11 protein-coding genes are annotated in these 11,027 nt (G+C 46.2%); 7 read left to right on the top strand and 4 right to left on the bottom strand.

Annotation, left to right across the window (positions count from 1 at the left end; all coding sequences use genetic code 11):
• On the top strand, positions 1-1,289 hold a 1,289-nt coding region (locus ACK5NH_RS08410), incomplete at its 5' end, for a DUF885 domain-containing protein (protein WP_416919160.1).
• A gap of 202 nt (positions 1,290-1,491) precedes the next feature.
• Here the strand turns inward: ACK5NH_RS08410 and ACK5NH_RS08405 are convergent.
• Entirely contained in the window at positions 1,492-1,812 is a 321-nt protein-coding gene (locus tag ACK5NH_RS08405; protein WP_392448877.1) for a hypothetical protein, read from the bottom strand.
• Between the two features lie 219 nt (positions 1,813-2,031).
• Here ACK5NH_RS08405 and ACK5NH_RS08400 point away from each other — a divergent pair, with 219 nt between their 5' ends.
• Genes ACK5NH_RS08400 through ACK5NH_RS08390 form a run of 3 tightly spaced genes read left to right on the top strand, consistent with a single transcriptional unit; the run spans position 2,032 to position 5,051 of the window.
• Positions 2,032-2,526 (top strand): putative 4-hydroxy-4-methyl-2-oxoglutarate aldolase, encoded by a 495-nt coding sequence (locus ACK5NH_RS08400; protein ID WP_416919157.1) that lies wholly within the window; start codon positions 2,032-2,034, stop codon positions 2,524-2,526.
• A 42-nt stretch (positions 2,527-2,568) separates the two neighbouring features.
• Positions 2,569-4,389, top strand: a complete 1,821-nt coding sequence (locus ACK5NH_RS08395) for an AsmA family protein (protein WP_416919155.1) — start codon at positions 2,569-2,571, stop codon at positions 4,387-4,389.
• A gap of 2 nt (positions 4,390-4,391) precedes the next feature.
• Positions 4,392-5,051, top strand: coding sequence for a BsuPI-related putative proteinase inhibitor (locus tag ACK5NH_RS08390; protein WP_416919153.1), 660 nt, complete (start codon positions 4,392-4,394; stop codon positions 5,049-5,051).
• 234 nt (positions 5,052-5,285) lie between these two features.
• On the opposite strand, the gene ACK5NH_RS08385 is transcribed toward ACK5NH_RS08390, so the two are convergent.
• Together ACK5NH_RS08385 and gloB are read right to left on the bottom strand one after the other, a co-directional pair.
• Positions 5,286-6,833 (bottom strand): LysM peptidoglycan-binding domain-containing protein, encoded by a 1,548-nt coding sequence (locus ACK5NH_RS08385; protein WP_416919151.1) that lies wholly within the window; start codon positions 6,831-6,833, stop codon positions 5,286-5,288.
• Positions 6,834-7,084: 251 nt separating this feature from the next.
• A complete protein-coding gene (gene gloB, locus ACK5NH_RS08380; RefSeq protein ID WP_416919149.1) occupies positions 7,085-7,888 on the bottom strand; it encodes a hydroxyacylglutathione hydrolase in 804 nt (267 codons plus the stop codon).
• Positions 7,889-8,056: 168 nt separating this feature from the next.
• On the opposite strand from gloB, the gene ACK5NH_RS08375 reads away from it, so the two are divergent.
• A complete protein-coding gene (locus ACK5NH_RS08375) occupies positions 8,057-8,791 on the top strand; it encodes a class I SAM-dependent methyltransferase (RefSeq protein WP_416919147.1) in 735 nt (244 codons plus the stop codon).
• A gap of 23 nt (positions 8,792-8,814) precedes the next feature.
• Entirely contained in the window at positions 8,815-9,729 is a 915-nt protein-coding gene (locus ACK5NH_RS08370) for a LysR substrate-binding domain-containing protein (protein ID WP_416919145.1), read from the top strand.
• 21 nt (positions 9,730-9,750) lie between these two features.
• Here the strand turns inward: ACK5NH_RS08370 and rnhA are convergent, their stop codons facing one another.
• A complete protein-coding gene (gene rnhA / locus ACK5NH_RS08365; protein WP_416919143.1) occupies positions 9,751-10,227 on the bottom strand; it encodes a ribonuclease HI in 477 nt (158 codons plus the stop codon).
• 70 nt (positions 10,228-10,297) lie between these two features.
• On the opposite strand from rnhA, the gene dnaQ reads away from it, so the two are divergent.
• Positions 10,298-11,026, top strand: a complete 729-nt coding sequence (gene dnaQ / locus ACK5NH_RS08360; RefSeq protein WP_416919141.1) for a DNA polymerase III subunit epsilon — start codon at positions 10,298-10,300, stop codon at positions 11,024-11,026.
• The last annotated feature ends 1 nt before the right edge of the window (position 11,027 follow it).

The following is an 11,027-nucleotide window of genomic DNA, read 5'->3' as shown; positions in this document are numbered from 1 at the left end:
CCAGAATGGAAAATATCCCTGCTTATTACGCCGCAGCGCGCAGCAATATTCAGCAGCCAACCTTAGAACACACTGAATTGGCGGTGATGCAAAACCAAGGCGCATTTTCAGTGTTCTCCGATGATTTATTAAAGCAAGTGGCGGATTCTGGTCTGTCTGATGCGGAAAAATCGCTGTTTAAGTCACGTTTTGATACTGCAACGAAAGCCATTAATGAACATATCACTTGGTTAAATACGCAGGTCAGCCAGCTTAAAAAAGACGGCGCTCGCAGCTTTAGAATTGGTGAAGAATTATACGAGCAAAAGTTTGCCTTTGATATCCAAGCGGGCATGACAGCAAAACAGCTTTATCAAAAAGCCGTGGCGGATAAAGAAAGAGTGCAAGGTGAAATGGCGAAGATCACCGACAAGCTGTGGCCAAAATATTTCACTACGCCAAAACCTGCCGACAATAAAATCGCGATTCGCCAATTGATTGATAAATTATCGACAGAGCACGTTAAGCGTGATGACTTTGTGAGCGAAGTACGTAAACAAATTCCTGAGTTGATTGAATTTGTAAATCAAAAAGACTTAGTGACCTTAGATCCTAAAAAACCATTAGTTGTGCGTGAAACTCCGGAGTATATGCGTGGTTATGCGGGAGCGTCGATTAGTGCCCCTGGCCCCTATGATAAATTAGGCAATACCTATTATAACGTCACACCACTCGATGGTATGAGTGATGAATCCGCAGAAAGCTATTTACGCGAATATAACCACTGGATATTACAGATTTTAAATATCCATGAGGCGATTCCTGGACATTACACCCAATTAGTTTATTCCAATGAGTCACCAAGCTTAGTGAAAAGCTTATTTGGTAATGGCGCTATGGTCGAAGGTTGGGCTGTTTATACCGAACGCATGATGCTTGAAGAAGGTTATGGTAATTTCGAGCCTGAAATGTGGTTGATGTATTACAAGTGGAATTTACGTGTTATCTGTAACACCATCTTAGACTACAGCATTCATGTTAAAGGCATGACTGAAGAGCAAGCCATTAGTCTGATGATGGATGAAGCGTTCCAGCAACGTGCTGAGGCGGAAGGTAAATGGCGCCGTGCCACCCTAAGCCAAGTGCAGTTGACCAGTTACTACTCGGGTTACCGCGAAATTTACGATTTCCGCGAAGAATATAAGCAGCTCAAAGGCAAGGATTTTGACCTAAAAGCATTCCATGAGAAGTTTTTAAGCTATGGTAGTGCGCCGGTGAAATATATTCGCCAATTAATGTTAGAACAGTAATCCATCATCCAAATATAAGGCGCTAACTAAGCGCCTTATATCTATGCGTTAAACGCCATTCGCTTAAAATCGATTCATTGGTCATGAATGATTTTTAATGACGTCCTTAAGACCGCCAAAATCACTCAAGCAACAATCCTGAGATGCTGTATTGAACCGAGACATTAGCGGAAAGGGTAAGATGCGCGATTTTCGAAGAGGGTTATTTCTTAGTGCTAGTCTCTGCCATGATGGCTAAAACTTCTTCGTAGGAAAGGTTTAATTCGCGAGAGAGGTTGATGATTTTGGTTTTATAGGTTTGAATATTTTCTTGTTGTGCGAGCTGATGTTTCTTTTCTTCTACTAATTCGTTAACAGTTTCTTGCAATATCAATAATCGACGTAAACTGTAGTCTAGGGATTTGATATATTTCCCCATTTGTTGTTTATTACGGGCTTGCTCAAGATCCGTTGAGGCTTTTTTCTCATATCCATATTCATCGAGCGCGGCAATAGCGCTTTGCAAATCAAGATCTGTTGTCATTTGGCGTTCACTTTATTACAAGAAGTTGAGAAGCGAAATAATGAATTAACGTACCCAAGCGGGTGTCATAGGAGGTTAACTATCGCAGATTATCATGTTTATGCCAATGTTCGTAAACTATTTAACGTGTAAAAGTAGTTAAAAAGTCGAGTTTCGAATTGGGCTTGTAGGGGTCTACAATAATGGTTAGTCTAAACTTTTCACTTCGCGGAGATCCAAATGTTTGATCTATTGCCTGATTTGTTCGATCACTACCCTACAAAACTGTCGCTGTTACCGCTCGATTTTCGCAGTTTTGGTGGTAAGCGTTTGTTTTGGGGTGAAGTTGTAACGGTCAAATGTTTTGAAGATAACTCCAAAGTGAAAGAAGTGCTGGCCCAGCCCGGTCATGGAAAAGTATTGGTCGTCGATGGTGGCGGTTCACCCCGGCGGGCATTACTTGGGGATTTGATTGCCCAAAGTGCCCTCGATAACGGTTGGCAAGGTGTGGTGATTAATGGCTATGTCCGTGATGTGGCTAGGCTTTCTACTTTTAATCTCGGTGTCTATGCCTTAGGGGCTATGCCGATCAAGACCGAAAAATTAAACCAAGGTCAAATCGATGTGCCAATTGAGTTTGGCGCCGTGACAGTAAAACCCGGCATGATGCTTTATGCCGATGAGAATGGCGTTGCCGTGAGCGAGGCGTCATTAAACTTTGCCTTTCTAAGTTAAGTGTTATCAAAAATTCAAGATGTTATTGATAAGGATGTTTCTATGAAATTCATTAAGTGGCTTTTAGCTCTTCTGGTGACCTTAGTGGTTGCAGTCACCTTATATCTCACCGTATTTTTCGACCCTAATGATTTTAAACCAGAAATAGTCAACGCCGTTAAAAAGCAGACTGGACGTGAGCTTGTCATCGGTGATGATTTGTCGTGGACATTTTTTCCGACGGTTGGGATTAATCTAGGGGGGATTTCACTCTCTAATCCCGAGGGATTTACACCCAAAGCTATGCTTGAAGTGAATAAAGCTGTGGCAGAAGTCGAGCTTATGCCACTCTTTAGCAAGCAAATTGAAATCGCGCAGCTAAGCCTTGATGGTGCAAAAATCAATCTGGTCACCCGTAAAAATGGCAGTTCGAGCCTCGATGGCTTAACGGGTAAGGGTGCTGAAAAACCAGCAACGCCTGCCGAGCCAAGCGCCAAAGCACAATTAACGAGCATTGATGTGGGCGGCGTTTCGATTACCAATACCGAAATCAATTTGATTGATGAAGCTAAGGGACAAACCCAAACCTTAACCTTGAAGCAATTTACGCTGGGGGCATTTTCACTCGATAAATTCGCGCCTATGGCCTACGAATTTGCCGCGATCCTGCCGGATATGACAGTGAGCAGCAAAGGCGAAGGACAAATCAAGTTAAGCCATGATTTTAATCAGCTGGTGATTGAGAAGCTGGATATTGAGACTCAAGTTGAAGGCGAGGGGATCCCCAATAAAAAATTGACTGCTGAGGTTAGCCTAAACAGCCAAATCGCATTAGATAAAAAGCAGTTGTCGGCGGACATCAGTAAATTAATGGCGATGGATATTAATGCAGCGGGTAAGTTGGCGGTGAATTACGGCAGTAAAGTGCCGCAAATTAACGCGGATTTTCAACTGGGTGACATTGACCTCGATGCCTTGCTGCCAAAATCGGATACGGCGGAAAAACAAGCCGCTGCCACGCCTTCACAGACTCAGGCGGTTGAGCCAGATCTTACCGCGCTCAACGGCATAGATGCCAAACTGACATTGGCGGTCAAATCCATCAAGGTGGCGAACCTGTCAACGCAAAACTGGTTGATGGATTTAGGCATTAAGAATGGTGTGGTTGACCTTAAGCAACTGACGGCGGATCTTTATCAAGGTAAGTTGATGCTCAATGCGCAGGTTGATGCCCGTTCAAAAGTTGCCAGTTACCAATTTGATAAGCAAATCTCGGGTGTGCAAATTCGTCCATTACTCAAGGATGCCGCTGAGCTGGAAATCCTAGCGGGTACGGCTAATTTCAACGTCAAGGGTAAAGGTAAGAGTTTAATTCCAGAGCAGTTGAAGAAAAACCTACTTGCTAATGGCCGTTTTGATATTACCGACGGTGCCCTTTACGGGGTGAATATTCCACAAATGATCCGTAGCGCTCAGGCCAAGTTAAAAGGTGACATGTCTGCCGACACCAAAGAAGAGCGTAAAACCGACTTCTCGAGCCTGACGGGTAACTTCAGCCTGGAGAACGGTGTAGCGACAAATCCTGATCTTGCCATGTCATCACCGCTATTACGTGTGGTGGGTAAGGGCAGTGCAAATCTTCTGACTGAAGCGCTGGATTATCGATTGACCACGACCTTAGTTAACTCCCTCAAAGGTCAAGGCGGCAGTGAGAAAGATGCATTGGCTGGAATTGATATTCCGCTTGCGATCACCGGCACCTTCCAAAAGCCTGAATACGCCTTAGATACCCAAGCACTGCTGAACAATCAGTTGAAGGAAGAAACGGATAAAGCCAAGGATAAATTAAAGGACTCCCTACTGAAAAAACTCGGTGGTTTTTAGGCATGGGAAAACACACCGCTAAGCAAGTGTCTGGTAGCAAGCTTCAACCTAAGCAGGCATTAGCGCGTATTGCGCGCCCGCTTGGGATGGCATTGGTGGCGGGGCAGCTGTTTGGCTGCTTTGCCCCGCAAGCGCAGACTAATGTGCCAAAAACGGATATTCGTACCGAGGCGGCAAAACAACCAGAAGTGGTACAGACCGCCGATTTAGCAGCGAAACTACAGGGAATTGAAGCAAAATCCAGCTTAAAAGTGGAACAGGTATCGAACAAACCGTCTCAGGCTTTGCTCATGGGTACGCTTTCCCTCGATGCTTTTGTGGATTTTAAACAACCCCTTAAGGCTACATTAACGGTTCGCAATCCCTCGACTCAGGCGGTCGCACTGCGTTATTACTCGGGCATGATTGCCGATTTGCTACTGACCACAGTGCAAGGAAAGCGTCTTTGGGCTTGGTCTGACGATATGATGTTTACTCAGGCCCTGCGCGATACGCAGTTAGCCGCTAGTGAGGAGCTGGTGGTCAGGTTTGCGATCCCGCCAAAAGCCTTGGCAGGGATCCCAAATGAAGGGGCTCATCTTGAGGCGCAATTTGCCGCTAAGCCGATGGAGAGCGAGTTACCAGCAATGACACCTGTCGTGCTGTTACTAACACTCGAATAGTGCTTATTTCAAAATTTGCGTAACTGAGTGTGAAAGAGAACTGAGTTTTACACATAGTTGTGTTTCAAGGATAACACTCTTCGAAAGACAGACAACCAAGCCACCTGCAAATAAAAAAGGCAGTAACCTTAGGGTTACTGCCTTTTGTTTTTGATTGTCTAATTGCACAAAGCTTAAGCTTTTAGGCTTACTGAGCCTTTGCCGATTATTTGGGTTTAACTAAGCATTAGCCAATTAAGCATTTAAATGACTTTCATCTACAACCAGCTTTAACACTTGGCCGGGTTGAATATATTGTGATGACGTTAAGCTGTTCCATTCAAGCAGTTCAGCGACAGTCACTTTAAACTTGCTGGCAATGCGCGCTAATGAATCGCCTGATTTCACCTTGTAGCTGACGGTACGAATTTGTTCCGCTTCCGCTTGGGTTTGCGGTGCAACTATGGTTAGTTTTTGGCCTAACTGCAATTTACTGTCTTTGCTTAAATGGTTCCAAGCGGTAAGTTGCTTAACTGATACCTTATGAGCCTGCGCTATTTGCCACAGGGTATCGCCGGATTTCACTTTATAAGTCAATTTATTGCCAGACCTAGAAGTTGCGGCCTTTTTGGGTAACTTCTGGCTGGTTGACATCGCATATAGCTGTTTATCGTTGGCGGAGACAGGGATAATAAGATGTCTTCCAGCGACGATAGTGTTATTTTTCATACCATTAGCCGCGCGGATCGCATTGACTGTGGTATGGTGCTTTTGTGCGATGGCGCCGATACTGTCACCGGATTTAATGGTGTATCTGAGCCAACTAACACGCGCCTCACTCTCAGTTTCGGCCAGCGCTTTTTTAAACTCTTCTGACTTATCAATCGGCAATACCAAGGTATGGGGGCCCGTCGGTGCGGTAGCCCAGCGGTTGTATCCTGGATTGAGTTTTATTAGCTCATGGGTCGTCATATTGGCGAGCCCAGCGGCCATAGCTAAATCAATTTGGCTATCAATATCAACAACTTCGATAGAAGGACTGTTATCAATCGGTGCCAGTGTGATGCCGTATTCATCGGCGTGTTTAATCACTTCGGCGAGGGCCAATAATTGCGGCACGTAACGCTCTGTCTCTTTAGGGAGATCGAGTGACCAAAAGTCGGTTTTAAGTCCTTTATCCTCATTGCGTTTAATTGCATTGAGCACACGAGACTCGCCAGAGTTATAGGCCGCAATCGCATAGAGCCAATTATTATTGGTTTTGTCGTACAGATATTCGAGCATATCTAAGGCGGCCACGGTGGAGGCGGGCACATCGCGACGGCCGTCGTACCACCAGTTCATCTCCAACCCAAAATGGCTGGCCATTGGAGTGGTAAATTGCCAAAGCCCTGATGCTGCACTGGCCGATGAAGCGCTGGGATCAAAAGCGCTTTCAATAATAGGCAGTAGTGCGATCTCGATCGGCAGATGGCGCTTTTCAAGTTCTTCGACGATCAAATACATGTATGGTGCCGCACGCTCAGAAATCACTTCGAGGTGTTTGGGGTTGTTAATGTACCAATCGCGATAATAGTTAACTAATTTTTTGTCAGGAACGGGGAGTTGCATTCCTTGACGAATTCGCTCCCAGACATCAGTAATTTGCGCCGATTCAGGTTCGGTTGCGAGATAATACTGTGGGACGCTATTTTCGGTTGTGACGGTTTCAGCTTCAGGTTTGGTCACCTGATGGTTGTCTAAGGTCTGACAACCTGTGAGTAGGGCAAATCCCCCTACTACAACATAAAGTGATACTCTCATGGAAAACGATAGTCCTCTGTTAGTGCATTGCCACTGCACACATCGAATAGCATGAACAAGCTAATTGATTGATTATTATGTAAATAGTGGCAACACAGAGCGCAAAGTATTCACGCAAAAACGAGCCATTCTATGGGATCTTTTCGATCTTGTCCTTAAATTATCGTACATCTTGTAGGGTCGCTTTTGATTTACATCATCAAAAGTGGAAAAATCTGTATAAATTTCAGCCATAAATGGATCGTTTTTAACTAGAAAATATCTTTCCACTGCCTGAGTAGGGTAAAGCAGGTCAGTTCATCTGCTTTAGTCAGATCTTGATCACAAAACTTACTTTTTATGCTGTTGACTATGGTGGGCGCCAATGGACGCAGGAAGGGATTAATTGCCCGCTCTAATCCTATTGTAGAGGGGATAGTGGCTTTGTTTTGGGCGCGAAGGTCGTTGGCGCGTTTCACATACGCCTTGAGTGCTTCATTATCGCTATCGACCGCTTGGGCAAATTTCAGATTGGCGAGGGTGTATTCATGGGCGCAGTACACGCAGGTTGCATCGGGCAGCGCCGCGAGCAGACTTAAGGATTGCCACATTTGTGCAGGGGTGCCCTCAAATAATCGGCCGCAGCCTGCACTAAAGAGTGTATCACCACAAAATAGTGCGCCATCAACCAGATAGGCGATATGCCCAGCCGTATGACCAGGCACAGACAAGATACGCACGGGCGCATCAATAAAGGGCAGGGTGAGTGTATCGTTGAGCTTTGGGTCAATTGGCAGATTGATGCCTTGAATATCTTCACTTTGTGGGCCATAAACCGCTAAGGCATGGCTTGTTGTTTGCTCAACATGGGCTGCGAGGGCGGCGATACCACCAGTGTGATCCCTATGGTGATGGGTGATCAAAATACCTGCAAGCGTGAGTTGATGTTTGTGCAAGTAGTCGAGTACGACATTGGCATCGCCCGGGTCAACCACATACACAGTTTGCTGGGAGTCTTGTCGCAACACCCAGATATAATTGTCATTAAAGGCATTAATCGCTGTTATAGTGAGCATAGCACCGCCGATCGCTGTATTTCGATTTGAAGATAGGGTTATTATCCATAAGAGGGATCCATTTGGCGACAGTTGGTATTGCATGAGACAAAAGCCAAGGCTGCTATGGCAAGATAGGGTGATCTCAATTCAGCATTAAGCAAACGGTAACGGGAAGGGAGGAGACTTGTGTCGTATTACAGTACTGTGCGCAAACCCGAGCAATGGGAAGATTTGCCCAATGGTTTTGCACTCCAACAAGCCGTGGCCGATAAGCTTGCCGATTGGTGGCCGAGGGTATTTGGTTACCACCTACTCAAACTGGGTCCATTAAGTGCCGAGCTGTCGAGTATGGCATCCCCCGTTGCTCATCATTTTTCTTTGTGCTCAGAGCCAAATGCCTCGCTCATTGGTGATTTTTGTCATTTGCCCTTACAAAATGGGGTGATTGATGCGGTGTTGATGAGCCTGTTGCTCGAATTTGAAGCCGATCCTTACCGTATCCTGCGGGAAACCGACAGGGTGCTGATCGCCGGCGGCTACTTATTTATCGTGGGCTTTAATCCCCTAAGCCCAGTGTTTCTCGGTAAGTTATGGCCAAAATATCAGGCCAATCTACCCTGGTGCGGGCGTTTTTTTATGCCCTCTCGAGTGCGAGACTGGTTAGGGCTATTAGGCTATCAAGTGGTCAGTGATGAACGTTTAGTCTACCACCCGTTAATTGGTGAGTTTAATGATGGCCGTTTTATGCAGCAAACCTTGGCCTCATGGCTACCCAGTGCGGGCAGCTTATATTTGATTGTGGCACGTAAATTAGAGTCGCCATTAACGCCAATCCGCGACAAACGTAAGGTGTTACAACCTAATTGGTCTACCGCCCCCAGCGCAGGCAGAACCGGGCATTTATCCGAACATACCAAATAATTCCATCCATTAATGAGTCTGTTATGCGTATAACCTTAAGGCAACTTGCGGTATTTGAAGCCGTTGCACGCAGTGGGCAAGTGGCTAAAGCGGCGGAGCAGGTTAATCTCTCTGCGCCAGCGACCTCAATGGCCTTGGCCGAATTAGAAAAGCAACTTAATGCCCGTTTATTTGAGCGGATTGGCAATAGGTTACAACTCAACTCCCAGGGCAATCTCTTGCTACCACTGGCCACGGACTTGTTACATCGGGTCGAGCAAATCGAGCAGGCATTCACTCGCCAAGACGGGGATTTAGTCGGACATTTAAGTGTGAGTGCCAGTTCCACTATCGGTAACTATTTGTTAGCAAAAGCGGCTGTAGCCTTTTGTCAGCAACACACTCAGACCCATGTGGATGTGGCGATTACCAATACCCAAGATGTGATCCAATCGGTCGTGCAATTTCGCGCCGAAATAGGCTTTATCGAGGGACATTGCACCGATAACCGATTGAATATTGAACCCTGGCATAAGGACAGATTATTAGTCTTTTGCCATCCCGCTCATCCTCTCGCTGGGCAAACGGTCAAACCCGCTGTGGTCAAAGGACAATCCTGGGTTCTGCGGGAAGAAGGTTCGGGCACACGGGAATATTTTGTTAATGCCGCCAATGAGTTGGGAATGCAGCCCGAGGCGAAATTTTGCTTTACTACCCCCGACGCTATCAAGCTTGCGGTAAAACAAGGGGCGGGATTGGGCGTTCTCTCAGAATTGGCGCTGGATAAAGACATCAGCCGAAAAGAGTTGGCCCTAGTCACCATTGAAGGATTAGTGCTAGAGCGACAGTTTTACCGCATCACCCATAAGAGCCGCCAAGCAACGTCGCTAGGTTCGGCTTTTGTGCAGTTTTGCAGTAATTTTTTCCATTTATCTCGGGAGCTAACGGCGCAATCGTGAGCGCCAAACTGAGTGTTGGGATTAGGATTCAGCCTGATAGCCTTCATCTATTTGGGTTGGGCTCGCCTCGGCGGCGGCGCGGGCGAGTTGATCGCAGCGTTCATTCTCGGCGTGACCTGCATGGCCTTTTACCCAGCGCCAATCGATGTGATGGAGCTGGGCGGCTTTGTCTAGGCGTTTCCAGAGATCGACATTTTTCACAGGCGTGCGATTGGAGGTCATCCAACCTTTTTTCTTCCAACCGTGGATCCAAGTGGTGATCCCTTGGCGCATATACTGGCTATCGCTGGTTAAAACGACCTTACAGGGCTCTTTTAAGACCTCAAGTGCCACGATTGGGGCTAATAATTCCATGCGATTATTGGTCGTCAGGGCAAAACCATCGGACATCTCCTTTGTATGGCCCTTATAATTCATTACAATGCCATAGCCACCGGGGCCAGGATTGCCTAAGCAAGAGCCATCGGTGAAGATGTGGATTAGTTTTAGTTCAGTCATCAAATGGTTACCAGCAGTGTAAATATCGGCCGAGTATAACCAAAAAATGTCATAAGAAGCGCATAAAAGTATGAATATTATCTCAAACGCGAGCCGTCAGGTTATTTTGGATACTGAAACCACGGGTATGAACCAAGGCAGTGGTGCAGTGTATTTAGGGCACAGAATTATTGAGATAGGCTGTGTTGAGGTGATCAACCGCCGTTTAACGGGACGTTATTACCATCAATATATTAATCCCGGCCAAGCGATTGACCCAGAAGCCATTGCGGTTCACGGGATCACCGATGAGCGCGTAGCCAATGAGCCGCGATTTCATCAGATAGCGCAGGAGTTTATCGATTTTATCAGTGGCGCAGAAATTGTGGCCCATAACGCAAACTTCGACGTGAGCTTTATGGACCATGAGTTTTCACTGCTGCAGCCTTTAGGGCCAAAGACGAGTGAGATTTGTGAGATTTTAGACTCCCTCGACATCGCGAAATTTTTGCATCCTGGACAAAAGAACAACTTAGACGCGCTGTGTAAACGTTATGGCATAGATAACTCTCGCCGTCATTATCACGGGGCTTTACTCGACGCCGAGATCCTTGCCGATGTGTATTTGGCGATGACGGGCGGACAGACTAAGTTTAATCTTTCAAACGAAGAAGTCGGCCAAGAGGCCGGTGGTATTCAACGCTTTGATCCCACATCACTTAATCTTAAAGTGATCCGCGCATCGGCCGATGAACTCGTTATGCATGAAGAGCGTCTTGATTTAGTCGCAAAATCAGGAAAATGCCTCTGGAGAGGATAAT

It is taken from the genome of Shewanella sp. (genome assembly GCF_047975355.1).
GTDB lineage: Bacteria > Pseudomonadota > Gammaproteobacteria > Enterobacterales > Shewanellaceae > Shewanella.
This window is presented reverse-complemented; position numbering and strand designations above follow the sequence as displayed.

Bases quoted from the DNA above. Each gene is read 5' to 3' on its own strand.
- ACK5NH_RS08405 (WP_392448877.1), bottom strand. From the start codon at position 1,812: ATGACAACAGATCTTGATTTGCAAAGCGCTATTGCCGCGCTCGATGAA.
- ACK5NH_RS08400 (WP_416919157.1), top strand. From the start codon at position 2,032: ATGTTTGATCTATTGCCTGATTTGTTCGATCACTACCCTACAAAACTG.
- ACK5NH_RS08395 (WP_416919155.1), top strand. From the start codon at position 2,569: ATGAAATTCATTAAGTGGCTTTTAGCTCTTCTGGTGACCTTAGTGGTT.
- ACK5NH_RS08390 (WP_416919153.1), top strand. From the start codon at position 4,392: ATGGGAAAACACACCGCTAAGCAAGTGTCTGGTAGCAAGCTTCAACCT.
- ACK5NH_RS08385 (WP_416919151.1), bottom strand. From the start codon at position 6,833: ATGAGAGTATCACTTTATGTTGTAGTAGGGGGATTTGCCCTACTCACA.
- gloB (WP_416919149.1), bottom strand. From the start codon at position 7,888: ATGCTCACTATAACAGCGATTAATGCCTTTAATGACAATTATATCTGG.
- ACK5NH_RS08370 (WP_416919145.1), top strand. From the start codon at position 8,815: ATGCGTATAACCTTAAGGCAACTTGCGGTATTTGAAGCCGTTGCACGC.
- rnhA (WP_416919143.1), bottom strand. From the start codon at position 10,227: ATGACTGAACTAAAACTAATCCACATCTTCACCGATGGCTCTTGCTTA.
- dnaQ (WP_416919141.1), top strand. From the start codon at position 10,298: ATGAATATTATCTCAAACGCGAGCCGTCAGGTTATTTTGGATACTGAA.